Below are 24,567 nucleotides of genomic sequence, written 5' to 3' on the forward strand. Positions count from 1 at the left end.
CATGTGTGCCAACACGGAGAAAAGCAAAAACCGCCAGGACCGGATCGCGGTGCTGGCGGTTTTGAAAGGGACTCGCCGCCTGGATGGGCGTGGCCTTTGCGGGGCGCGCAGCCCTCACACCAGTGCACCCGTGGAACTGGCTCCGCCAGGCCACCGGGTGCGTCCCCCTCGGGGGAAGCGGCGCAGCCGCTCAGGGGGGCTTACGGATACAGTCCGCGCATTTCGCGCGCATGGAGAATGCGCTGGCAGGCCACGATGAAGGTGGCGGTGCGCAGGCTCACCTTGTGCTCTTGCGCCACTTGCCAGATGCCCGCAAAGGCCTCCTGCATGATGCGCACCAGGCGGGCGTTGATCTCGTCTTCGCTCCAGAAGAAGCTGGAAAAATCCTGCACCCATTCAAAATAGCTCACCGTCACACCGCCCGCGTTGGCGATCACGTCGGGCAGCACCAGCACGCCCTTGTCGTGCAGGATGTCATCGGCCTCGGTGGTCGTGGGGCCGTTGGCGCCTTCAATCACGAGCTTGGCCTTGATCTGGCCTGCGTTGTCCTTGGTGATCTGGCCTTCCAGCGCGGCAGGGATCAGGATCTCGCAATCCACGCCCCAGAACTCCTCGGCCTTCATCACATCGGCACCCGCAAAGCCGCCCACGCCGCCACGGGTCTTCACATGCGCCAGCAGCGCGGGCACATCGAGGCCCTTGCTGTTGAAGATGGTGCCGGTGTGATCTTGCACAGCCACCACCTTGGCGCCTGCTTCGGCGAAGAGTTTGGCCGCAATGCCGCCCACGTTGCCAAAGCCTTGAACTGCGATGCGGGCACCTTCCAGCGCCAGGCCGGTCAGCTTGGCGGCTTCCACGCCCACGGTGTACACGCCGCGGCCGGTGGCCTCGACGCGGCCCAGCGAGCCGCCCAGGTCCACGGGCTTGCCGGTGACCACGCCGGTGGCGGTGGCGCCGGTGTTCATCGAATACGTGTCCATCATCCAGGCCATGATCTGGCCGTTGGTGTTCACGTCGGGTGCGGGGATGTCTTTGGACGGGCCGATCAGCAGGCCGATCTCGCTGGTGTAGCGGCGCGTCAGGCGCTCCAGCTCACCCATCGAGAGCTTCTTGGGGTCCACGCGGATACCGCCCTTGGCGCCGCCGTAGGGCACGTTCACCGCAGCGTTCTTCACCGACATCCAGGCCGACAGGGCCATCACTTCCGACAGCGTCACGTCCTGGTGAAAACGCACGCCGCCCTTGCCGGGGCCCCGGCTCAGGTTGTGCTGCACGCGGTAGCCTTCGTAGTGGGCGATGGTGCCGTTGTCCAGCTCGATCGGCACGTCCACGATCAGGATGCGCTTGGGACGCTTGAGGGTTTCCACCCAACGCGCCAGGCTGCCCAGGTAGGGGGTGACGCGGTCTACCTGCTGCAGGTAGTTGCCCCAGGGGCCGAGGTGGTCGGCCTGCAGGTACGAGGGCAGGGGGTGGGATTGTGCGGCAGGGGCGCCGACGGGTTGCGACATGGTGAATTCCTTGTGGGATCAGTTCAGGCTGCGAAGCTTATGCCTGCCGCTGCACGCTGTCTAAGGCCGTAGTGTTTTGGTGTTATGCAATTAATGCATAACCACGGGAAAACACCGCCCAATGCGGCACTGCAACAAAAATGTGGCCAGTGAAAACGCCGAGAAGGCAGCGTGCTGCACTGCCGCACGAGCGGTCATTTCACCGTGAAGCCGGCCAGCGCGGGGTCGCCAGCTGGGTAGCGCAGGTCCAGCTTCTGCAGCACCTCGCGCAGCACCGTGGCGATCATCAGGTTGCGGTGCGTCTTGGAGTTGGCGGGCACGATGGTCCAGGGCGCCCAGGGCGTGTGGGTGGCAGCGAGCAGGGTGCCATAGGCATCTTGGTACTGCGCCCACTGCTTGCGCACTTCAATGTCGCCCATGCTGAACTTCCAGTGTTTGGCCGGGTCATCCAGGCGCTCTTGCAGCCGCTCGCGCTGCTCATCAAACCCGATGTGCAGCAGAAACTTGAGCACGATGGTGCCCGTCTCGCTGAGCATGCGTTCAAAGTCGTTGATGTGCGCCAGACGCTGCTGGTGCTGCTCAGGCGTGATCCAGCCGTTGACCACGGGCACCAGCACGTCCTCGTAGTGGCTGCGGTTGAACACGGTGATGTCGCCCGCCTGCGGTACCTGCTGGTGGATTCGCCAGAGGTAGTCGTGTGCGCGCTCGGTTTCGGTGGGGGCCTTCCAGCCCACAGCGTGTACGCCCAGGGCGCTCATGCGGCCAAACACGCCACGGATGGTGCCGTCCTTGCCTGAGGTGTCGGTACCTTGCAGCACCACGAGAAGCTTGTAGCGCTTGTCGGCGTAGAACAGGTTCTGCAGCCCGTCCAGTTCCACCGCTAGGTCTTCGACGGCTGCCTTGTCCTGGGCCTTGTCACCCAGCGAGAAGGGTTTGGCGCCGGGATCGAAGTCTTCCAGTGACACGGTGTGCCGTGGGGGCTCGCGGCGCCGTTCTTCGGTCGCAGGCTCTGCAGTAGCAGGCTGCCAGGGCAGCAGGCGCTGCATCAAAGAGGACTTGCTCGGATCAAGCGGAAAAGGCATGGAGACTCCAGGCAGGGCAGCGGCAGTGGCAGTGGCGCTATTGGAACACTGCGGGGCCCTCAAAGATACCCGCTGTGCGCAGGTGCCTGCTGCCACTGGTCGTGCAGCCCGTCCACCCGCACGATGGCCAGGCGCGCAAGGTCTTCGTCGGTCAGGCCATTGATACATCCCACGTTCACGCCGTGCATTTCGCCCATCGGTGTGTCGGTGCCGTGGCCGAACACGCGCACGCCGCAGTGGCGGCAGAAGTAGTGGTGGTTCTTGTGGGTGCCGAAGGTGTATCGCGTGAGGTCGCCTTGGCCCCGGGTGATGCGAAAGCCCCCGGGCAGTGCCACGGCAGGCCAGAAGCGCGTGCGGCGGCAGATGCTGCAGTTGCAGCGGTAGGTGGGCTGGGCCAGGTCCAGCGCGGCCTCGACTTCGACGGCGCCGCAGTGGCAGGTAGCGGTGTAGGTGGAAGCAGGCATGGGTGTTCGTCCTGTCGTGGTGCTGAGGGTTGATGCAGAGGGAGCGGGTGCATGATCGCAAACTTTGCGCTCGGCGGCATCCTCCTTGTGAACGATCCCGTGCGCTGGCTGCCCCCCCCTGCGCCTTCACCCGTGCGCCATGCGGTAGGCCAGCGGCGTCTGCCCCGTGGCCTGCTGAAAAGCGCGGTGCAGGCCCGCCTCGCTGGCAAACCCCAGGTCCTCGGCAATGCGCTTGAGCGGCAGGGGTGTGTCGCACAGGGCCTCGCTCACCTGCCGCAGCTTGATGCGCCGCATCCAGTGCGCGGCAGAGAGCCCCGTGTGCGCCTGCACCCGCCGCGCCAGCGTGCGGGGCGACAGGCTCAGCGCCTCGGCCAGTGCGGGCAGGCGCAGTGCGGTGGCGGGGCAACGCTGCACCCAGAGCATCGCGCGCCGCAGTTCGGCGTCGGCCACTGCCATGAGGTCGTGCCCCGCAAACGCCGGGTGGGTGGTGCGCGGGCGGGGCAGCATCAGCAGCGACTGCAGATCTGCCAGGGCTTCAGCGTCCAGCCGCGTTGCCAGTGCGTGCAGCATCAGCGGCAGGTAGCCGTTGGCGCCTGCCGCGGTGGTGATGGGGCCGTCTTCCACCAAAGGTTCGTCAAAACGCCAGTGCACCGCGCCAAACTGCTGTTGCAGCGGGGCCCTCAGCCACCAGGTGGCCGTGGCGCCACGCCCGCGCATCCGGCCGCTGACCGCGGCCAGCGCTACGCCCGCGCAATAGCTCCACACCTGGGTGCGGCGGGGCAGGGCGCGCAGTGCCGCGATGGCGGGTGCGATGTGCTGTTGCTGCTGCGCCGCCTGCAGTCCGTCGGGCGAAGACAGCCACAGGCCTGGCACCAGCACCGCGTCCACCTCGGCCTGCGCCAGGCTGATGCTGGGCGTGAGGGCGGGGCCTTGCCAGGTGGGCACAGGCTGCAGGTCCGCGCCGGCCCAGCAGGTGGTGATCACCGGGCGCTGCGCGCGCAGGTTGGCGGCGCGGGCCAGGTCGGCGGTGGCAAAGAGGCCTGCGGGCATGCAACCGGGGTACAGCAACAGTGCCAGGCGCAAAGGTGGTGCAGGTGGTGCGGTGGTGCGGCGCATGGTGGCGGGGTGGTTTGGCTAGAAATGGAAAGAAATTGTCAAACCAGGCCATTCTCGCCGGGCGTTCGATTCCCAACAATCCACTGCATACCCACTGGCTTCGGAGCCCACACCATGCAGATCACCCAATTGCGCAACGCCACCGTGCTTCTTGAATTCCAATCCCAGGGACGCCCCGTGGGCCTGCTGGTGGACCCCATGCTCGCCCCCCGGGGCAGCCTGCCCGCGCTGCGCTATCTGGGCAGGGGGCGCCAGCGCAATCCCATTGTGGAGATGCCCGGGGGCACCGATGCGCTGCTGGAGCGTGTGACCCACGCCCTCATCACGCACTGCCAACGCGGCCATTTCGACCACCTGGACCGAGCTGGCAAGCGCTTTCTGCGCGAGCGGCAGATTCCGGTGATCTGCATGCCACGCGATGCTGACTACCTGGCGCAGCGCGGCCTGCTGGTGTGGCCGCTGGCGGGGCCAGCGCGCCAGCCGTGGGCGCTGGGCGGCCATGTCACGCCGATTCCGTGTGTGCACGGTACCGGCTGGGTAGGCCGCTTCATGGAGCACGGCCACGGCTACCTGCTGGAGCTGCCGGGCGAGCCCAGCGTCTACCTGGCGGGCGATACCATGCTCACGTCCACGGTGCGCGACTGCCTGGCGCGCCTTCAGCCCGAGGTGTCGGTGTTGCCTGCGGGCGGGGCCCGGTTCGATGTGGGGGCAGAAATCCTCATGGACGCCGCCGACATGGCCGAAGCCGCGCAGCTGGCCCACGGCACGCTGGTGGTGAACCACCTGCAGGCGCTGGACCATTGCCCCACCACGCGCGCAGCGGTGCGCCAATTGGCGGTAGACGGTGGCTGGGCAGACCGCCTCTGGGTGCCGGAGGATGGTGACAGCAGAAGTTTTCCTTGTCGTGCAGCAGTTGATTGCTATTAAATGTATAGCTATTAGCGCTTGATAAATAAGCGCTAGAGTCCTATTTGGCTCAAAATACCACCTGCACCCCCGCCACCACCTGGCGCCCCAGGCCCGGGATCACGGTGAGTGCGCCCCACGAGGCCGTGTAGTACGCCTTGTCGAACAGGTTGTGGACGTCCAGCGTCAGGCGCATGCGCTTGTCGATCTGCCAGTAGCCTGTGATGCGCGCCGTGGTGTAGGCGGGCAGGCGGTAGGTGTCGGTGGCGGTGCCCGTGCGCTCGCCCACATGCACCAGGCCGCCGCCGATGCCGTAGCGGCCGCCCCAGGGCGCCTGGTCTTCGCGGATGGCAAACAGCCCGGCGCTCACGCGCGGCACGTTCAGCAGGCGCTTGCCCAGCAGTGCGGGGTTGTTGTCGCGGGTCACCTCGGTGTCGGTGTAGGCCATGTTGGCGGTCATGCGCCAGTGGGTGTCGATCTGCCCGGCCACATCCAGCTCCAGGCCACGGCTTTGCACCTCGCCCGCCGCAATGCTGAAGTTGGCGTTGGTGGGGCTGCGCGTGAGCACGTTGGTCTTGCGGATGTCGAATAGCGCGACGCTCGCATTCAGCCGCTGGTCGGCCGACTGCCACTTGGCGCCCAGTTCCAGGGCTTGGCCCTTTTGCGGGTCGAACGCCTTGCCGCTTTCATCCGTGCCTGCGTTGGGGCGGAACGAGCGTCCGGCCGAGGCATAGACCGAGGTGTTGGGGTTGATCAGGTAGGTCAGCCCGATGCGCGGCGTGGTGGCCGAATGCGCCTGCTCCTGGCGGGTGGCGGCCAGGCGGTTTTCGCTGTCCTGGTGAAAGCGGTCAAAGCGCACGCCGGCCAGCAGCTTCCACTTTGCGCTCAGATCGATCTGGTCCTGCACAAATACGCCCGTGGCGCGGGTGCGGTCCACCAAGTCAAAACCCGGCGTGAGGTTGCCCACGGGCTGGTTGTAGACCGGGTTGTAGATGTCGATGGCAAACGGCTGGCTGGCCAGGCTGGAGTAGCGGATGTCCTGCGCCGCAGTGAGCCGCCAGGTCTCCACACCAGCCAGCATGGTGTGGCTGAAGCCGCCCGCTTGCAGCTTGCCTTCGACTTCGCCCTGCAGCGATGCATCGCGCGCTGGCAGGCTGCGCCAGCTGTCGCGGCGCGTCAGGGTGCGGCCGTCGGCGGCCAGGGTGCCGGTCAGGTCCACGGCGGCGCCATACAGGTCCGTCTCGCGGTACGACGCACCCACGCGGGTTCGCCAGCCCTGGCCCAGGTCGTGGTCCAGCGTCACCTGGTGTGTGTCGCCGTTGACATGCAGGTTCTCGCGGCTGGGGTCGCCCAGGTAGCGGTCGGACGGCAGCGCGCCCACGTCGCCTCGCACCTGCACGATGCCCCGGTCCAGCGGGGTGCGGATGCGGATGAACTCCGCCTCGTAGTTCAGCACCGTGTTGGCGCCCAGGTTCCAGGTGAGGGACGGGGCCACCACCATCTTGCGGTTGTCCACCAGCGCGGTACGGCTCGCGCCGTCCTCGGCCGCCACGTTCAGGCGGTAGGCAACGTCCGTGCCCAGCGGGCCGGTGGTGTCGAGCGTGGCACGGCGGTAGCCATGCCCGCCCACCTGCACACCCGCCTTGTGCGCGGGAGTGAACTGCGGCTTTTTGGTGACGATGTTGAGCGTGCCGCCCGGCTCGCTGCTGCCATACAACGCGGCCGCCGGGCCTTTGAGAAATTCAATGCGCTCGACCGAGCTCACGTCGCGCTGTGGGCCATAGCCCCGGTTGGAGGCAAAGCCGTTGAGCAGCTGGCCGCCGTCTGTGTTGCTGAAGCCACGGATCGCATAGTTGTCCCAGGTGCCGCCAAAGTCGTTCAGGCGGGTGATGCCGCTCACATAGTCCACGGTGTCGGCCAAGCGCGTGGCGCCCAGGTCTTCCATCAGCTGCTGGGGCACCACGCGCACGGACTGCGGGGTTTCGATCAGCGGCGTGTCGGTGCGTGTGGCTGCGGTGTTGCGCTGCACGCCCTGGTAGCCGGTGGTGGCGCTGCTGTCACGCACCTGCACTTCCGACAGGGCGGGGCTGGTGGGGACGGCGTCGGTCGGTAGAGCCGATGAAACAGGGGGTGCCGTCTGGGCCATGGCGGCGCTGGCGGTAAAGGCGCACAGCGCCAGGGTGGCGCGGGCCGTAGCAGTCGGCCGGGCGGGCCGGGGAATCGAGGGATGCATGGTGCAGATCGGTAGAGAGAAAACGGCGGGGCTAGCTCCCGCGCGCCGTGCAAACCGCCGCACGGGAGAGAGGTCGCGTTGAACGGGGCACGGGCGGGGTGCAAATGAAAGGCCGCCATTATCCATGCAAATGCAAACAATTCGCATTTGCTTTTGCGGCAACGCTCCCTTGCCTTCTGGGTGCGCATGGGGGCGGGCAGCGCCTGCCTTGCAGGAGCGCTCAGCGGGGTGCTGCCTTGGCCGCCGTGGCCATCAGCGCCACAAACCGCGCCGCGCCCAGGCCCAACGGCCGCTCCTTCGACCACACCACATCCACCCACAGGGCGGTGCCGTTGCTCAGGTTCTCAAACGGCATCTCCACCAGCCGCCCGGCCTCGATGCGCGGCTGCACCAACGCCCGGGGCTGCCAGCCCCAGCCCAGGCCTGCTTCGATCATGCCCAGCGCGGCCAAGTGGTTGTCGGTGCGCCAGTGGTGGCGGGCAAATACAAAACGGGGGTCGGTTTGCCCCAGGTCACGGCTGGCCACCACGATCTGGCGCGTGGTGGTCAGGTGTTCTTCGCGCAGCATGGCGCGCTCGGGCGGCTCGCCCCGGGCCAGGGCCGAGGCGCGCGCGCCCTGCAATACCGCATGGTCCGGCGCCATCACCGCCACCAGGGTTTCGGTGCCCACCTCCTGAAAACCCTCGCGCCCGTCGATGCTGGGCCGCTCGAACACCAGCGCCAGCTGTGCGCGGCCGCTGTGCAGCAGGGCCAGCGCATCCACCTGTGGGGCGGTCAGCACCTCCACCTGCAGCAGCGGGTACTCCGATGCCAGCGTGGCCAGCGGGCCCGTCCATCGGGCGGCCAGCAGCTCGGGCGCGATGGCCAGCGTCAGCCGCTCTTCCAGCCCCTGCGTCAGCGCCAGCGCCTGGGCGTTGAGCTGCTGCAGCTGCCCGGCGAGCAGCCGGGCCTGCGGTTCCAGCGCGCGTGCGGCGGCGGTGGGCCGGGGCTCGCGGCCGCTGCGGTCGAACAGCTGCACATCCAGCTCGGCTTCCAGGTGGGCAATGGTCATGCTCACGGCCGACGGCACCCGCGACAGCGCCCGCGCCGCCGCCGAAAAAGAGCCGTGGTCCAGCGCTGCCAGGAACACCTGCACGCTGTCTGAAGAGAAGGCCATGAGTGTGATCTATCAAATAAACTGAAACAAGCTGACTTTATATATCAGCTGCAGGCACATAAAGTCACCGCCATGGACAAGCAACCCACCCTTTTCGGCCTGAAGGGCCTCAAGCGTCGACTGATCTATGTGAGCCTGTACGAGCTGATCGCCATCGCGGCGGCCACGGCCGGGCTGGCCTTGCTCTCGGGCCAGGGTGCGGGCCATTCGAGCGTGGTGGCCGTGGCAGCCTCGGTGATTGCCATCGTCTGGAATATCGTCTTCAACTGGGCGTTTGAGCGCTGGGAAGCTCGCCAGCCCGTGCGCGGTCGCAGCGTTGCGCGGCGCGTGGCGCATGCCATCGGTTTTGAAGGCGGGCTGGTCTTCACCCTCGTGCCGCTGTTTGCCTGGTGGTTCGACATCACCCTGTGGCACGCGTTTGTGATGGACCTGGGGCTGATCGTGTTCTTCCTTTGCTACACCTTTGTTTTCAACTGGGTGTTCGACCACCTGTTCGGCCTGCCGGCGTCGGCCATGGAGCCAGTATCTGTTTGAGGTTGCAAGATGTTTTGCTATTTAGTTGATAGCTATACATTCCCGTCAAACAAGCGCTAGATGCCAATTTGACCCATAAACCACCTGATGTGGCGCTGGCTCAGGAATATCGGACGAATCGTTCGCCCTGAGCCCGTCGAAGGGCCCTGGCTTTGGCAGGCTCAGCTCGCAGGGACGGGGCAGGTGTGGCCCATCCGGAAAATCCGAACTCAGGCCTGCAGTAGCTGCCCCGCAATGGCCGCAGCGGCTGTGCGTGTCTCCACCCCCAGCTTTTCAAAAATGTGCTCCAGGTGTTTGTTCACCGTGCGCGGGCTCATGCCCAGGATGTCGGCGATGTCGCGGTTGGTCTTGCCCTTGCTCAGCCAGGACAGCACCTCGGTCTCGCGCGGCGTCAGGGCCACCTGCTGCAGGTGGCGCGGGGCGGTGGCCTCGGGCGTGGTGCGGCTGAGCAGCAGCATCGACTCCGCCAGGCCGCTTGCGCCCAGGTGGCGGGCCAGCAACTGGCGGCCGCCGGCCAGCGCCAGGGTCTGGTCGCCGGTGGCTTGCGCGCGCACCAGCCAGGCAGCGGCGGCATCTGCGGGGGCGGGGTCGGCGGCAAAGGCGGCTTCCAGCCAGCGCAATGCCTGCGGGGAGCGCCAGGCCACGCGGCCCTGGCCGTCCAGCACCACCACGCCCAGCCCAGCCACGTCGACCGCCTCGCGCGCCAGCCGCGTGGCCTGGGCGTTGCGCACATGGGTGGCGAGCCGGGCCAGCACCTCGGGGATGCGCAGGGGCTTGACCACATAGTCCACCCCGCCACTGGCAAAGCCCCGCAGGATCTGCTCGGTGTCCGACAAGCCCGTCATGAACACCACCGGCACGTGCGACCAGGGCGGCGTGGCTTTCAGCTGGCGGCACAGCGCAAAGCCGTCCATGCCGGGCATCACGGCGTCCAGCAGCACGCCGTCGGGCACGGTCAGGTCAAAGCGCTGCAGGGCTTCTTCGGCGTCGCGCGCGGCCAGCACGGCGTAGCCCTCGGCGGCCAGGGCGTCGCACAGCATGCGCAGGGTGTCGAGTGCGTCGTCCACCACCAGGATCACGCGCTGGCTGACCTGCTGGCCTGGATGGGATTCGTCGTTCATAGGGTTCCCTCTTCGGGCTCGCGCAGGTGGTGGGCCAGGGTCTCAAAGTCGAAGCGGTCGGCACTGGCCTGCAGCAGCGCCAGCGTGGCGGCATGGCCGGGCAGGTCGCCGCGTGCGCGCCGCAGCCGCTCGCGCAGCGCGGCGGCCTGGCCAGACCGTGCCAGGCGGGTCAGGTCTTCGCGCAGTTCGTCGGGCAGCGTGGCCGGGGTGTCGTTCGGGTTGGCGGGGCCCGCGGCGGGCTCGGGGCTGGGCGCAAGCGGCGTGTTGTCGCGCACCCATTCCAGCTGCAGCGCGTGCTCCAGCGCCTGGAGCAGTTCGGATTCGATCACCGGCTTGCCGACAAAAGCCTGGCACTGCTGCGCCGCCAATCGTGAGGCCTCGTGCTCGAACAGATTGGCCGACACGAACACGATGGGCAGCTCGGACGCAGGCCGCAACTCGCGCAGCAGGGCGGCGGTCTGCCAGCCGTCCAGGTCGTCCATGGTGATATCGAGCAGCACCAGGTCGGGCGGTGTCTGGCGCACGATCTCGATGCATTCGCGCCCGCTGGCGGCCTCGCGAACCTCAAAACCCAGGGGCACCAGCAGGCCGGCCAGCAGCTGGCGCTGCAGGGGCTGGTCGTCCACCACCAGCAGCGTGCGCCGGGGCGCCAGGTAGCCGATCACGGGGCGCAGTGTTGCGCGGCTGGGCGTGGTCCAGGCCGGGTCTACCGCAATGCTGGGCAGGTACAGCCGCACGGTAAAAGTGCTGCCCTGGCCGGGGGTGCTGGTCAGCGTGAGCTGGCCACCCATCAGTTCGGCAAGCAGGTGCGTGATGGTCAGGCCCAGGCCCGTGCCCGCCTCGCTGGCGCGGCGCCCGGCGCTGCCGCGCTCAAACGGCACAAAGATGCGCTCCAGGTCTTGCGGTTCGATGCCGATGCCGGTGTCGATCACCTCGATGCGCGAGACATGCTGGCGAAAGTCCATGCGCAGCCGCACCTCGCCGCGCTCGGTAAACCGCACCGCGTTAGACAGCAGGTTGATCAGAATCTGCCGCAACCGCTTGGCGTCGGCCCGTATCCACCCGGGCATGGTGCCCAGCGTCTCCACCACAAAGTGCAGGCCCTTGGCCTCGGCCTGCGGGCGCAGCATGGCTTCGATGTTCTCGATCAGCTCGGGCAGCGGCAGCGGGGCCATGTCCAGCCGCAAGCGCCCCGCCTCGATGCGCGCCAGCTCCAGCGAGCCGTCGATGAGCGCATGCATGTGCTGGCCGCTGTGTTGCATGGTGGATAACGTCTCGCGCATCCAGCCCTCGGTGTGCGGGTTCTTGAGCAGGATCTGCGTGTAGCCCAGGATGCTGTTGAGCGGCGAACGCAGCTCGTGCGTCATGCCTGCCACGTAGCGCGTCTTGGCCTGGTTGGCGGACTCGGCCTGGTCCTTGGCCGCCTGCAGCTCGGCGTCGGTGCGCTTGTGGGCTTCGATCTCCTGCAGCAGCAGCTGCGTCTGCCGTTCCGACTCGTCCTGCGCCATGCGCCGGCTGTCGGTGCTCAGCACCACCCACCACGCGCACACGGCGGCCAGCAGCGCCAGCAGCGCAAACACCTTGAGAAACGGCATCTGTAGCATTTGGCCGGGCACCGGCGCCTGCAGGCTTTCCTGCACATACACCACGCCCACCAGAAACGCCATCACCGCGCACAGCGACACCATCACCATCAGGTACTGCCCCAGGCGAAAGTTCACCTTGATGGCCCAGCGCTGCGGCAGCAAGGCTTCCACCACGCTGCGCAACTGATCGGCCGCGCGCGATCCGGTCTTGCAGCGGTCGTGGCAGCGCGATTCGAGCGAGCAGCACAGCGAGCAGATGGGCGCGGCATAGGCCGGACAGCGCGCCATGTCTTCGGACTCGAACTGGTTCTCGCACACGGCGCAGCGCACGATCTCGCCGGGCCGCCACTCGTTGCCGGGAGCGCGCGCCAGGTAGTAGCGACCCTGCGTCAGCCAGGCCAGCAGCGGCGCCAGCGCCATCGACAGCACCAGCGCAATGAAGGGCGAAAACGCGGCCGCCTCTTCGCCCAGCAGCCCTGCATAGGCACAGCAGGCCACCGTGGCCGCCAGCACCATGGCGCCCAGGCCCACGGGGTTGAAGTCATACAGGTGCGCGCGCCGAAACTCGATGCCTTTGGGCGACAGGCCCAGTGGCTTGTTGATGACCAGGTCTGCCACCAGCGCACCCACCCAGGCAATGGCCACGTTGCTGTACACGGCCAGCACTTTCTCCAGCGCGCCAAACACCCCGAGCGTCATCAGCAAGGTGGCGATCAACACGTTGAACACCAGCCACACCACACGCCCGGGGTGGCTGCGGGTGACGCGCGCAAAAAAATTGGACCACGCCAGCGAGCCCGCGTAGGCATTGGTGAGGTTGATCTTGATCTGCGAGACCACCACAAACACCACCGTCACCGCCACCGCCAGCCCCGGCAGGCCCAGCGCCTGCATGACCTGGTGAAAGCCTGCGAGGAACATCTGCGTGGGCTCGGCGGCGCGCTGGGCGCCCACCTCGAACTGCAGCGCGGCAAACGCTAGAAAGGCCCCACCCGCCATCTTGAGCATGCCCATCACCACCCAGCCCGGCCCCGCCACCAGCACCGCGCCCCACCAGCGCAGGCGGTTGGCGGCAGTGCGCTCGGGCAGAAAGCGCAAAAAGTCCACTTGCTCGCCAATCTGCACCACCAGTGAAAAGATCACCGCCGCGGCTGCACCAAACATGAGCGGGTCAAACTGGCTGCTGCCGCTCTTGAGGCCCGACAGTCCCGCAAAGTCGCGGTACAGCTGCGGCTGGGCCAGCGCAATCCACACAAAGGGCAGCAGCAGCAAGAACAGCCACAGCGGCTGCGTCCACGCCTGCAGGCGCGAGATCAGCGTGATGCCACGCATGGCCAGCGGCAGGATCACCAGCGACGACGCGATGTAGCACCACTCCAGCGGCCAGTCCACCACCATCTGCAGCGCCAGCGCCATGATGGCCGCCTCCAGCGCAAAGAAGATGAACGTGAACACTGCATAGATCAGCGAGGTGATGGTGGAGCCCAGGTAGCCAAAGCCCGCCCCGCGCGTGAGCAAATCCATGTCCAGCCCATAGCGCGCTGCGTAGTAGGCAATGGGCAGGCCGGTCAGAAAGATCAGCAAGCCCACGGTGAGGATGGCCCACATGGCGTTGCTGAAGCCGTAGTTCAGCGCAATCGCGCCACCAATGGCCTCCAGTGCCAGGAATGACAGCGAACCGAACGCCGTGTTGGCCACGCGGAATTCGCTCCAGCGCCGAAAGCTCTTGGGCGTGTAGCGCAGTGCGTAGTCCTCCATGGTCTCGTCGGCCACCCAGGCGTTGTACTCGCGCCGGAAACGAAAAATCGTTTGTGGTGCGCTCTGGGCATCGGGTGCTTGTGGTGAGGCCATGCCCAGCACAAAGCAAGAAGCGTTCTAGGCGCGCACCGCGTTGGGGCGTTGCAGGTGCTCGCATTGCCGTGCGTAGGTCTATTTGCAGTGCGTGCACCGAGGGGCGTACGCAGCCCTACGTTAATTGACGTATGGGCGCATTCAAGGGTTGTCCCTAACCTTCATTCCACAGCGCACACAACCCGCTTTGGTCCCGTCCCTTCATTCACACCGATCCTGCAAGGAGCGTCTTCATGAGCCACCCGTCCGACCCCCGCTTTAGTGACTCCGCCCAGGCCGAACCCGGCCGCCGTCGCATCCTGCAGGCGCTGGGCGCCGCTTCCGTGGCGGGCCTGCCTGCCTGGTCGTTTGGCCAGCCCACGGCGCAGGTCAACACCACCAAGCTGGCCATCACCGACACCGAAGTCACCGTGGGCCAATTGCACTCGGCCACGGGCACCATGGCGATTTCCGAAACCGGCTCCATCCAGGCCGAACAGCTGGCCATTGACCAGATCAACGCCATGGGCGGTGTGCTGGGCCGCAAGATCAAGGTCATCAAGGAAGACGGCGCCTCCGACTGGCCCACGTTTGCTGAGAAGTCCAAGAAGCTGCTCATCAACGACCGCTGCGCCGCCGTGTTTGGCTGCTGGACCAGCGCCTCGCGCAAGGCCGTGCTGCCGGTGTTCGAGAAAGAAAACGGCCTGCTCTACTACCCCACCTTCTACGAAGGCCTGGAGCAATCCAAGAACGTGATCTACACGGGCCAGGAAGCTACCCAGCAGATTCTGTACAGCCTGGAATGGGCCAAGACCGAGAAGAAGGCCAAGACCTTCTTCCTCATCGGCTCCGACTACATCTGGCCCCGCACCTCGATGAAGATTGCGCGCAAGCACATCGAGAACTTCCAGAAGGGCAAGGTCGTGGGCGAGGAGTACTACCCGCTGGGCAGCACCAACTTCGGCTCGCTGATGAACAAGATCAAGGTGCAAAAGCCCGACTGCCTGTTTGTGGCGGTGGTGGGCGGCTCCAACGTGGCGTTCTACAAGGCGCTCAAGGCCGCGGGCATCACGGGCGACAAGCAACTGCTGGTCACGCTGTCGGTCACCGAAGACGAAATGACCGGCGTGGGCGGCGAGAACTTCAACGGTTTCTACTCGTCGATGAAGTACTTCCAGTCGCTCGACAACGAGAACAACAAGAAGTTTGTGGCGGCCTTCAAGGCCAAGTACGGCAAGGACGCCGTGATTGGCGACGTGACGCAGGCGGGCTACCTGGGCCCCTGGCTGTGGAAGGCGGCGGTCGAAAAAGCCAAGAGCTTTGACGTGGACAAGGTGGTGGCCGCGTCGCCCGGCATCGAGCTGACCACCGCGCCTGAGGGCTATGTGAAGGTGGACGCCAACCACCACCTGTGGAGCAAGTCGCGCATCGCCATGGGCATGCCGGATGCTTCGTTCAAGGTGGTGTCCGAGTCGCCTGCGCTGATCAAGCCGGATCCATTTCCCAAAGGTTATCAATAAACACCCCCTGAGGCGCTTCGCGCCTTCCCCCTCTCTCGCTGCGCGGGAGGGGGACGACACCCTCGGTGCGGGGCGGCCCTTCCTCGGTGTCCCTCGCAAGAGGCCGCCCCATGGCACCGCTGTTCGTTTTCCAACGCTGCCCACGCAGGAGCTGCAACATGACCTTTTCCGAAATGATGAACATCGGCCTGATGCAGGGCTTTGCGGGCCTGAGTCTGTTTGCCGTGCTGCTGCTCATGGGGCTGGGCCTGGCCATCATCTTTGGGCAGATGGGCGTGATCAACATGGCCCATGGCGAGTTCATGACCATTGGCGCCTACACGATCTACCTGGGCTCCACCCTCGCGGCCAACCATGCGCCGCAAATGATTCCGTATTACTTTCCGCTGGCCATCGTGGCGGCGTTTGGGTTTGCGTTTGTAGCGGGCTGGCTGGTGGAATGGGGGCTGATCCGCCACCTGTACAAGCGCCCGCTGGACACCCTGCTGGCCACCTGGGGCATCAGCCTGGCCCTGCAGCAATGCTTTCGCACCTTCATCGGCCCCAAGGAGGTCAGCCCCACTTTGCCCGACTGGCTACTGGGCTCGTGGGCTCCTGCTGAGGGGTTGGACATCCCGATCAATGGCCTGTTTGTGCTGGCGCTGACGGCGGTGGTCACGGGGGGCGTGCTGCTGGCCCTGCACAGAAGCCGCTGGGGCCTGCGGGTGCGCGCAACGGTGAGCAACCGCATCATGGCCAACGCCATTGGCATCGACACCCAGAAGACCGACCGCCTGACCTTTGCCATTGGCTGCGGCATTGCCGGCGTGGCGGGCGCGGCGTTTACCACCATCGGCTCCACCGGCCCCACATCGGGATCGCTCTACATCGTGGACGCCTTCCTGGTGGTGACCTTTGGCGGCGCGGCCAGCCTTCTGGGCACCGTGGTGTCGGCCTTCGGCATTGCGCAGACGCAGTCCATCACCGAGTTCTTCATGGCGGGCTCCATGGCCAAGATGATCACGCTGTCGCTGATCGTGCTGATCCTGATGGTGCGGCCGCAGGGCCTGTTTGCGTCAAAAGTTCGTCGATGAAATTCGCTCATCTGTCCATTTCCTTCGAGCCCACCGGAGTCTCCGCATGAACGCCCTCAAAGCCTGGATCCTGCGCTACCAGCTCGCCAGCCTGGTACTGCTCACCGTGCTGCTGGCCGTGGTGCTGCCGCTGGCACTCGACATCTTTCGACTGAACCTGGTGGGCAAGTACCTCACCTATGCATTCGTCGCTATCGGCCTCGTGATGGTGTGGGGCTACGGCGGCGTGCTCAGCCTGGGGCAGGGCGTGTTCTTTGGCCTGGGGGGCTATGCCATGGCCATGTTCCTCAAGCTCGAAGCGTCTGACCCCATCAGCACCAAGATCCAGTCCACGCCCGGCATCCCCGACTTCATGGACTGGAACCAGATCACCGAGCTGCCCAGCTTCTGGATTCCGTTCAAGAGCCTGCCGTTTGCGCTGGCGGCGGTCATCGTCGTGCCCACGCTGCTGGCCTGGATCATCAGCTTTGCGATGTTCAAGCGCCGCGTGGGCGGTGTGTATTTCGCCATCATCACGCAGGCCGTGGCGCTGATTCTGACGGTGCTCATCATCGGCCAGCAGGGCTACACCGGTGGCGTGAACGGCATGACGGATCTGAAGACCCTGTGGGGCTGGGACACGCGCACCGACAGCGCCAAATACATCCTGTACTACGTGTGCGTGGCGCTGCTCATAGGCTCCATCATTCTGTGCCGCTGGATACAGACCGGCAAGGTGGGCACGCTGCTGCTGGCCATGCGCGACAAGGAAGACCGCGTGCGGTTTTCGGGCTACGACGTGGCCAATTTCAAGGTGTTCACCTTCTGCCTGGCCGCAGCGCTGTCGGGCATCGGGGGCGCCATGTTCTCGCTGCAGGTGGGCTTCATGTCACCCAGCTTCGTAGGCATCGTGCCGTCCATCGAGATGGTGATCTACGCCGCCGTGGGCGGGCGCATGAGCCTGGTGGGTGCCGTGTATGGCACCTTGCTGGTGAACGCGGGCAAGACGTATTTCTCGGAGAGCTTTCCCGAGCTGTGGCTGTTCCTCATGGCCGGGCTTTTCATCGGCGTGACCATGGCTTTCCCCATGGGCCTGGCGGGCCTGTGGGAGAGCCATGTGGTGCCCTGGTGGAAGGGCCGCCGCGAAGCGCTGCGCCAGGCATCGGAGCAAGGCCGACCATCCGCGGCGCGCCCGCCTATGGATGCAAGCACCGCTGCGGCAGCGTCGCCAGCACCCGCCGCCACGCTGCCTGATGGCGTGAGCCGCCAGGGCGTCTGAAACCACCGGAGCACTCCTCATGAGCAACACCGACTTCGCGCTGGCCATTGAAGACCTGACCGTGTCGTTCGACGGCTTCAAGGCCATCGACGACCTCACGCTGTACATCGACAAGAACGAGCTGCGCGTGATCATCGGCCCCAACGGCGCGGGCAAGACCACGCTGCTGGATCTGATTTGCGGCAAGACCCGTGCCACGGGCGGCAGCATCAAGTTCAAGAACGAAGAACTCACCCGCATGGCCGAGCACAAGCGGGTGCGGCTGGGCATCGGGCGCAAGTTCCAGACGCCGTCCATCTACGAGAACCTGTCGGTCTTCCAGAACCTGGAGGTGTCTTACCCCGCAGGCCGCTCGGTGCTGGGCGCGCTGGCGTTCAAGTGCACCGATGAGGTCAAGGCGCGTGTGCAGGTGGTGGCCGAAGACATTGGCCTGGGCGACAAGCTCGATACCGAGGCTGGCTTGCTGAGCCACGGGCAAAAACAGTGGCTGGAGATCGGCATGCTGCTGATGCAGGAGCCCGAGCTGCTGATGCTGGACGAGCCGATTGCCGGCATGAGCGCGCGCGAGCGTGAGCTGACGGCCGAGCTGCTGCAGCGCATCTGCAAGAACCGCGCGGTGATCGTGATCGAGCACGACATGGAGTTCGTCAAGCGCATTGCCCACAAGGTCACGGTGATGCACCAGGGAAAGATCCTGGCCGAAGGCCCCATGGAGAAGGTGCAGGCGGACCCCAAGGTCATCGACGTGTACCTGGGCCACTGAGCAACCCATTCCTTCACAGGAGCATCGCATGCTGGAAGTCAAAGATCTGTTTGTGGCCTACGGCCAGAGCGAGGCGCTGCACGGCATCTCGTTTGACGGCCGTGCCAACGAGACCGTGGCCATCATGGGCCGCAATGGCATGGGCAAAACCACGCTGTTCAAAAGCCTCATGGGCGTGATGCCCGTCAAGAGCGGCCAGATCACCGTGGCAGGCCAGGACGTGACGAAGGACGAGAGCTTTCGCCGCGTGGCCAAGGGCATCGCATATGTGCCGCAAGGCCGCATGATCTTCCCGACCCTCACGGTCGAAGAGAACATCGAGACCGGGCTGGAAAACTCCAAGACGCGACAGATTCCCGAAGATATCTACGCACTGTTTCCCGTGCTGTGGGACATGCGTCGGCGCAAGGGAGGCAACCTCTCGGGCGGGCAGCAGCAGCAACTGGCCATTGCGCGAGCGCTCGTCACAGACCCCAAGGTGCTGCTGCTCGACGAGCCCACCGAGGGCATCCAGCCTTCCATCATCAAGGACATCGCCAAGGCGCTCAACGAGATTCGCAAGCTGCGCCAGATCACCATCGTGGTGAGCGAGCAGGTGCTCTCGTTCGCCATGGACGTGGCCGACCGACTGTTCGTTATCGAAGGCGGCCGCCTGGTGCACGAGACCGCCCGCGCCGACACCGACCAGCAGCGCATCAAAGCTTATCTGTCGGTATGACATGAAACACCCCCTGAGTCGCCTTCGGCGCCTTCCCCCTCTCTCGCATCGCTGCGCGCTGCGGGAGGGGGACGCCCCCAGCGCGGCGGGGCGGCCCTTGCGCGGGGGCACTGGCGTTGGCCGTGACCGTTTCACAGGCAGCTTGCCTTGCAGGCCCTAGAGCTTTTATCTCACGTTTTCATTCTTCCACCCACCCCTTCCAAGGAGCACGCCATGGCTGAAACCCTGATCAAGGTCGATCTGAGCAAGTCGCCCACCGAGAACGAAAACATCCACAACCGCTGGCACCCCGACATCCCCATGGCCTGCTGGGTCAACCCCGGCGACGAGTTTGTGCTGGAAACGTTTGACTGGACGGGCGGCTTCATTCAAAACAACGACAGCGCCGATGATGTGCGCGATATTGATCTGACCACGGTGCACTACCTCAGCGGCCCCGTGGGCGTGAAGGGCGCCGAGCCGGGCGACCTGCTGGTGGTGGACCTGCTGGACATTGGTGCCAAGCAGGACAGCCTGTGGGGTTTCAACGGCTTTTTCAGCAAGAACAACGGCGGCGGTTTTTTGACCGAGCATTTCCCGCAGGCGCAAAAGTCCATCTGGGACTTTCATGGCATGTTCACCAGCTCGCGCCATGTGCCGGGCGTGAAGTACGCGGGGCTCATCCACCCCGGCCTGATTGGCTGCCTGCCCGACCGCAAGATGCTGGAGCAGTGGAATGCGCGCGAGCAGGCGCTCATCGACTCAGACCCCACGGCCGGGCTGGCCAACCCACCCTCGGCGGGCACGGCCCACATGGGTCGCCTCACGGGCGATGCCAAGGCCAAAGCGGCTGCCGAAGGCGCCCGCACGGTGCCCCCGCGCGAGCATGGTGGCAACTGCGACATCAAGGATTTGTCGCGCGGCGCCAAGGTGTTCTTCCCGGTGTATGTAGACGGCGCCGGGCTGTCGGTGGGCGACCTGCATTTCAGCCAGGGCGACGGCGAGATCACCTTCTGCGGCGCCATCGAGATGGCAGGCTGGGTGCACATGAAGGTCACGCTCATCAAGGGCGGCATGGCCAAGTACGGCATCAAGAACCCCATCTTCAAGCCCAGCCCCATCACGCCCACCTACAACGACTACCTGATCTTCGAGGGCATCAGCGTGGACGAGAGTGGCAAGCAGTACTACCTGGACGTGAACGTGGCCTACCGCCAGGCCTGCCTGAACGCCATTGAGTACCTCAAGAAGTTCGGCTACTCGGGCGCGCAGGCGTATTCCATCCTGGGCACAGCCCCGGTGCAGGGCCACATCAGCGGCGTGGTGGATGTGCCCAACGCCTGCGCCACGCTGTGGCTGCCCACGCAGATCTTTGACTTTGACATCAACCCGAGTGCGGCGGGGCCGATCAAGCACCTGGATGGCTCGGTGGCCATGCCGCTGTCGCCCGATCTGGTCTGACAGTCAAACACCATTGCTGCAGAAGGACCCGCCATGCCCACCTACGACTACGCCTGTGCCCAGTGTGGCGGGTTTGATGCCTTCCGCCTGCTGGCCGACCGCAACGAACCCGCCGCCTGCCCAGACTGCGGCGCAGCATCGCCGCGCGTGTTTGCCACCGCACCGCGCCTGGCGCTCATGAGCGCGTCCGCGCGCAGCGCCATCGCCACCAACGAGCGAGCGCGGCACGAGCCGCAGCGCTCGGGCGACTACGCCCGCCTCAAACACCCTGCAGGCTGTGGTTGCTGTTCGTCATCGCAAAGCCGCAAGGCCACGGTGACGGCGCCCAGCGGCGCCAAGGCGTTTCCGAGCAAACGGCCCTGGATGATTTCTCATTGATAGGGATGCTTCACCATGATTCACGGCGATATTTCAAGCAGCAAGGACACCGTCGGCGTGGCGGTGGTCAACTACAAGATGCCGCGCCTGCATACCAAGGCCGAGGTGCTGGACAACGCGCGCAAGATCGCAGACATGCTGGTGGGCATGAAGACCGGCTTGCCCGGCATGGACCTGGTGATCTTTCCGGAGTACAGCACCCACGGCATCATGTACGACGCCCAGGAGATGATGGACACGGCGGCCACAGTACCGGGTGAAGAGACCGAAATCTTCGCCGCCGCCTGCCGCAAGGCCAAGGTGTGGGGCGTCTTCTCGCTCACCGGCGAGCGCCATGAGGAGCACCCGCACAAGGTGCCGTACAACACCCTGATCCTCATGAACGACCAGGGCCAGATCGTGCAGAAGTACCGCAAGATCATGCCCTGGACCCCCATCGAAGGCTGGTACCCCGGGGACACCACCTACGTCAGCGAAGGCCCCAAGGGCCTGAAGATCAGCCTCATCATCTGCGACGACGGCAACTACCCCGAGATCTGGCGCGACTGCGCTATGAAGGGCGCCGAGTTGATCGTGCGGTGCCAGGGCTACATGTACCCCGCCAAGGAGCAGCAGATTCTGATGAGCAAGGCCATGGCCTTTGCCAACAACACCTATGTGGCCGTGGCCAATGCCGCCGGGTTCGACGGCGTATACAGCTACTTTGGCCATAGCGCACTGATTGGCTTTGATGGCCGCACGCTGGGTGAATGTGGTGAAGAGGAATACGGCGTGCAGTACGCAGCCCTGTCCACCAGCTTGATCCGCGACTTCCGCAAGAACGGGCAGTCCGAGAACCACCTCTTCAAGCTGCTGCACCGGGGATACACAGGGCTGATCAACTCCGGCGGTGGAGACCATGGTGTGGCCGCCTGCCCGTATGACTTTTACACCCGCTGGGTGACTGACCCCGAAGGCACGCGCAAGGCCGTGGAGGCCATCACGCGGCCCATGGTGGGCACCGAGGAGTGCCCGATCGAGGGTATCCCCAACCCCGACAGCGCAGACCGCTGCTGAGGCCACGGGATTCAGGGCAGTGGCCTGAGATTTTCAAACAGTGTTAACCGGCTGTGAGGCGCCCACACTGCGCCCGATAATCGGCCCCCATGCGTGGGCCGTTCCTTTCTATCCTGTGGATGTCATCGTGTGCACTGCTGTGCACCGTGCTCGCAGGCTGCGCGGCGAATGCGCCCACGCCACGCGGCGAGGTCAAGGGGGCCGCCACAACGCCCGCCGAGCTGGCCCAGTCCGACATGAACCGCGTGGCCACGCTGGCCATGCACGAGAACCTGGAGGGCTTGTTCCGCCTCATGGACAAGCTCTACCGCCGCAACCCCGCCGAATGGCGCAAAACCAGCGCCACCAGCCGCGAGCACGCGGCCGAGCAGGTGCGCACAGCCATCCTGCAGCGCCAGCCCTGGCCACCACTGCAGGGGCGGCGCGACATTGCCGCGATGGGCTTCGCGTTGGCGCCGGAGTTCACCGGGGACCGCGTGGCAGCCTTCATCCATGCCACGGCCGACATGATCATCACGGCCCATGGCGGAAAGATCGAATTCTTCTTGCTCGACGGCATGGATGCCCAGCACCTCTACAACGCCGCCCGCAATGTGGAAAGCGCCGTGTGGCTGCTGGCCCAGCGCCGCAATGCCCAGGGCCAGCCACTGCTGCTGGCGGACGAGATCGGCCCCCAAGGCCGCAACCTGAGCTTTGAGCGCGAGTTTGGCAAGATCATCGCGCGCCTCGACCTGCTGGCTGCCCTGACCACCGAAAAGTACCGCCGCGCCGCCATCAGCTATGTGCAGGGCATTGTGGGCGGCACGTTCCTGCAGTTCCTGCCGGTGCGTTGAGAGCGATTCAACCGCTTCAAACGCGGGACGCGCGGTCAGCGCGTGCCGCCATGCACGAAGATTCCGGGTGGAAACGTGGCGTTACACTTTGGTCACCCCTCCACTTCGAATCGGGACTTCGCCATGCTCCAACGTGTTTTGCTGTGGCTCACTGCGCTCTTGTTGGCCATGGTGGCTGCGACCGCGGCGCATGCCCAAGATGCGGACCTGTCCATCACGAAGACCGATGGTGTGGCCACGGCCGTCCCGGGCGGGTCGGTGACCTACACCATCACCGCCAGCAACGCAGGGCCGGACCCCGTCGTCGGTGCCACGGTTGCGGACACCTTTCCCGCCGTGCTCACCGGCACCTGGACCTGTGTGGGCGCAGGCGGCGGTACCTGCACCGCCGCAGGCAGTGGCAACATCAACGACAGCGTCAACCTGCCAGCGGGGGGATCGGTCACCTACACGGTGAGCGCCACGATCAACGCTTCTGCGACCGGAACACTGACCAACACCGCGACAGTGACGTCCGCCGTGAACGACCCGGTTCCCGCCAACAACAGTGCCACCGATTCCGACACGCTCACGCCACAGGCCGATCTGGCCATCACCAAGACCGATGGTGTGACCACGGCCACGCCGGGCGGATCGGTCACCTACACCATCACCGCCAGCAACGCGGGGCCATCCAATGCGCCGGGGGCCACGGTGGCGGACACCTTCCCCGCATCACTCACTGGCACCTGGACCTGTGTGGGCGCGGGTGGCGGCACCTGCACCGCCGCAGGCAGCGGCAACATCAACGACACCGTCAACCTGCCCGCCGGAGGATCGGTAACCTACACCGTCAGCGCCACGGTGAGTGCAGCGGCCACAGGGACGCTGGCCAATACCGCGACGGTGACAGCGCCGGGCGGAGTGACCGATCCCGTCCCGGGCAACAACAGCGCCACGGACTCCGACACCATCACGCCGCAGGCCGATCTGTCCATTACCAAAACGGACGGCGTGACCACGGCCGTCCCGGGCGGGTCGGTGACCTACACCATCACCGCCAGCAACGCGGGGCCGTCCAATGCGTCGGGGGCCACGGTGGCGGATACCTTCCCCGCAGCGCTCACCGGCACCTGGACCTGCGTGGGTGCGGGTGGCGGCACCTGCACCGCCGCAGGAAGCGGCAACATCAACGACTTGGTCAATCTGCCAGCGGGGGGATCGGTGACCTATACGGTGAGCGCCACAGTGAGTGCTGCGGCCAGCGGAACGCTGGTGAACACCGCGACGGTGACAGCGCCGGGCGGGGTGACCGACCCCAATCCGGGCAACAACAGCGCCACGGATTCCGACACCGTCGCATCGCAAGCCGACCTGACCATCACCAAGACCGATGGCGTGACCACGGCCAACGCTGGCGGCTCGGTGACCTACACCATCACCGCCAGCAATGCCGGACCGTCCAACGCCCCTGGCGCGACGGTGGCAGACACCCTGCCCGCCGTGCTGACCGGCACCTGGACCTGCGTGGGCTCCGGCGGCGGCACCTGCACGGCGGCGGGCAGCGGCAGCATCAACGATGTCGTCAACCTGCCCGCGGGTGGATCGGTGACCTACACCGTCACCGCCACGGTGAGCGCGTCGGCCACAGGGACGCTGGTCAACACCGCGACGGTCGCGGCCCCGGGTGGCGTGACCGACCCTAACCCCGGCAACAACAGCGCCACCGATACCGACACCATCACGGCAGTGGCCGCGAGCGCGATTCCGTCGTTGTCCGAGTGGGCTTTGTGGCTGATGGCGGGCTTGATGCTGCTGGCCGCACTTCGGGGCCGCCGCCCAGTGCGCTGATCCCGGGCGGGCAACTTACAATCGCCCCTCGGCCCAAGGAGCGTTGCAGCGACTTGCCATGCCCGGCTTGGTGCATGGCGATTCGTCAGGCTTGGGCCCCGCGCACCCCGCCGTACACCGCAACGACGCTCACCTGTTTTTTTGCTGCCCCTGCACAGGTGA

Annotated in this window: 20 protein-coding genes and 1 riboswitch; of the genes, 12 read left to right on the plus strand and 8 right to left on the minus strand. The window is 65.8% G+C overall.

What is annotated here, in order from left to right; genetic code table 11:
• Nucleotides 1-200 precede the first annotated feature (200 nt).
• The 4 genes from ACSQ22_RS04740 to ACSQ22_RS04755 form a co-directional block, all read right to left on the minus strand.
• Nucleotides 201-1,508 (minus strand): Glu/Leu/Phe/Val family dehydrogenase, encoded by a 1,308-nt coding sequence (locus ACSQ22_RS04740; RefSeq protein WP_055398770.1) that lies wholly within the window; start codon nucleotides 1,506-1,508, stop codon nucleotides 201-203.
• Nucleotides 1,509-1,702: 194 nt separating this feature from the next.
• Nucleotides 1,703-2,590 carry a PPK2 family polyphosphate kinase gene (locus ACSQ22_RS04745; RefSeq protein ID WP_436129570.1) on the minus strand — a complete coding sequence of 296 codons (888 nt, stop codon included), beginning with the start codon at nucleotides 2,588-2,590 and terminating at the stop codon, nucleotides 1,703-1,705.
• Between the two features lie 59 nt (nucleotides 2,591-2,649).
• Nucleotides 2,650-3,054: a GFA family protein gene (locus ACSQ22_RS04750; RefSeq protein ID WP_436129571.1), complete on the minus strand. Its 405-nt coding sequence runs from the start codon at nucleotides 3,052-3,054 to the stop codon at nucleotides 2,650-2,652.
• Between the two features lie 126 nt (nucleotides 3,055-3,180).
• Nucleotides 3,181-4,170, minus strand: a complete 990-nt coding sequence (locus ACSQ22_RS04755; protein ID WP_436129572.1) for a GlxA family transcriptional regulator — start codon at nucleotides 4,168-4,170, stop codon at nucleotides 3,181-3,183.
• 114 nt (nucleotides 4,171-4,284) lie between these two features.
• Here ACSQ22_RS04755 and ACSQ22_RS04760 point away from each other — a divergent pair, with 114 nt between their 5' ends.
• Complete coding sequence (locus ACSQ22_RS04760) at nucleotides 4,285-5,097, plus strand: MBL fold metallo-hydrolase (RefSeq protein ID WP_436129573.1); 813 nt, start codon at nucleotides 4,285-4,287, stop codon at nucleotides 5,095-5,097.
• 49 nt (nucleotides 5,098-5,146) lie between these two features.
• On the opposite strand, the gene ACSQ22_RS04765 is transcribed toward ACSQ22_RS04760, so the two are convergent.
• Nucleotides 5,147-7,309, minus strand: coding sequence for a TonB-dependent siderophore receptor (locus ACSQ22_RS04765; protein WP_436129574.1), 2,163 nt, complete (start codon nucleotides 7,307-7,309; stop codon nucleotides 5,147-5,149).
• A 220-nt stretch (nucleotides 7,310-7,529) separates the two neighbouring features.
• Nucleotides 7,530-8,465, minus strand: coding sequence for a LysR family transcriptional regulator (locus ACSQ22_RS04770; protein WP_121421883.1), 936 nt, complete (start codon nucleotides 8,463-8,465; stop codon nucleotides 7,530-7,532).
• Nucleotides 8,466-8,537: 72 nt separating this feature from the next.
• On the opposite strand from ACSQ22_RS04770, the gene ACSQ22_RS04775 reads away from it, so the two are divergent.
• The gene (locus ACSQ22_RS04775) at nucleotides 8,538-8,999 is read left to right on the plus strand and encodes a PACE efflux transporter (RefSeq protein WP_436129575.1); all 462 of its coding nucleotides are present in this window, start codon (nucleotides 8,538-8,540) and stop codon (nucleotides 8,997-8,999) included.
• 209 nt (nucleotides 9,000-9,208) lie between these two features.
• Here the strand turns inward: ACSQ22_RS04775 and ACSQ22_RS04780 are convergent, their stop codons facing one another.
• Both ACSQ22_RS04780 and ACSQ22_RS04785 read right to left on the minus strand, forming a co-directional pair.
• Nucleotides 9,209-10,120, minus strand: a complete 912-nt coding sequence (locus tag ACSQ22_RS04780) for a response regulator (RefSeq protein ID WP_436129576.1) — start codon at nucleotides 10,118-10,120, stop codon at nucleotides 9,209-9,211.
• Nucleotides 10,117-13,557, minus strand: a complete 3,441-nt coding sequence (locus ACSQ22_RS04785; RefSeq protein ID WP_436129577.1) for a hybrid sensor histidine kinase/response regulator — start codon at nucleotides 13,555-13,557, stop codon at nucleotides 10,117-10,119. The genes ACSQ22_RS04780 and ACSQ22_RS04785 overlap by 4 nt, the downstream gene beginning before the upstream one ends.
• Nucleotides 13,558-13,790: 233 nt before the next feature.
• Here ACSQ22_RS04785 and urtA point away from each other — a divergent pair, with 233 nt between their 5' ends.
• From urtA to ACSQ22_RS04835, 10 genes are all read left to right on the plus strand, one after another.
• A complete protein-coding gene (urtA, locus tag ACSQ22_RS04790; RefSeq protein ID WP_121421885.1) occupies nucleotides 13,791-15,056 on the plus strand; it encodes an urea ABC transporter substrate-binding protein in 1,266 nt (421 codons plus the stop codon).
• 158 nt (nucleotides 15,057-15,214) lie between these two features.
• Complete coding sequence (gene urtB, locus ACSQ22_RS04795; RefSeq protein WP_218301304.1) at nucleotides 15,215-16,129, plus strand: urea ABC transporter permease subunit UrtB; 915 nt, start codon at nucleotides 15,215-15,217, stop codon at nucleotides 16,127-16,129.
• Between the two features lie 46 nt (nucleotides 16,130-16,175).
• Entirely contained in the window at nucleotides 16,176-17,387 is a 1,212-nt protein-coding gene (urtC, locus tag ACSQ22_RS04800) for an urea ABC transporter permease subunit UrtC (RefSeq protein WP_436129578.1), read from the plus strand.
• 19 nt (nucleotides 17,388-17,406) lie between these two features.
• Nucleotides 17,407-18,150: an urea ABC transporter ATP-binding protein UrtD gene (gene urtD / locus ACSQ22_RS04805; protein WP_121507918.1), complete on the plus strand. Its 744-nt coding sequence runs from the start codon at nucleotides 17,407-17,409 to the stop codon at nucleotides 18,148-18,150.
• 28 nt (nucleotides 18,151-18,178) lie between these two features.
• Nucleotides 18,179-18,868, plus strand: coding sequence for an urea ABC transporter ATP-binding subunit UrtE (gene urtE / locus ACSQ22_RS04810; RefSeq protein WP_057228091.1), 690 nt, complete (start codon nucleotides 18,179-18,181; stop codon nucleotides 18,866-18,868).
• Between the two features lie 213 nt (nucleotides 18,869-19,081).
• Nucleotides 19,082-20,308, plus strand: coding sequence for a formamidase (gene fmdA, locus ACSQ22_RS04815; RefSeq protein ID WP_057271077.1), 1,227 nt, complete (start codon nucleotides 19,082-19,084; stop codon nucleotides 20,306-20,308).
• 33 nt (nucleotides 20,309-20,341) lie between these two features.
• Complete coding sequence (locus ACSQ22_RS04820; RefSeq protein ID WP_057228095.1) at nucleotides 20,342-20,686, plus strand: FmdB family zinc ribbon protein; 345 nt, start codon at nucleotides 20,342-20,344, stop codon at nucleotides 20,684-20,686.
• A 15-nt stretch (nucleotides 20,687-20,701) separates the two neighbouring features.
• Entirely contained in the window at nucleotides 20,702-21,742 is a 1,041-nt protein-coding gene (locus ACSQ22_RS04825) for an aliphatic amidase (protein WP_436129579.1), read from the plus strand.
• 89 nt (nucleotides 21,743-21,831) lie between these two features.
• On the plus strand, nucleotides 21,832-22,575 hold the full coding sequence (locus ACSQ22_RS04830; RefSeq protein WP_436129580.1) for a hypothetical protein: 744 nt from the start codon (nucleotides 21,832-21,834) through the stop codon (nucleotides 22,573-22,575).
• Nucleotides 22,576-22,698: 123 nt separating this feature from the next.
• Nucleotides 22,699-24,405, plus strand: coding sequence for an IPTL-CTERM sorting domain-containing protein (locus ACSQ22_RS04835; protein ID WP_436129581.1), 1,707 nt, complete (start codon nucleotides 22,699-22,701; stop codon nucleotides 24,403-24,405).
• 29 nt (nucleotides 24,406-24,434) lie between these two features.
• Nucleotides 24,435-24,543, plus strand: a riboswitch (S-adenosyl-L-homocysteine riboswitch).
• Nucleotides 24,544-24,567 lie beyond the last annotated feature (24 nt).

The organism is Acidovorax sp. LjRoot38, from assembly GCF_964252975.1.
GTDB lineage: Bacteria > Pseudomonadota > Gammaproteobacteria > Burkholderiales > Burkholderiaceae_C > Acidovorax > Acidovorax facilis.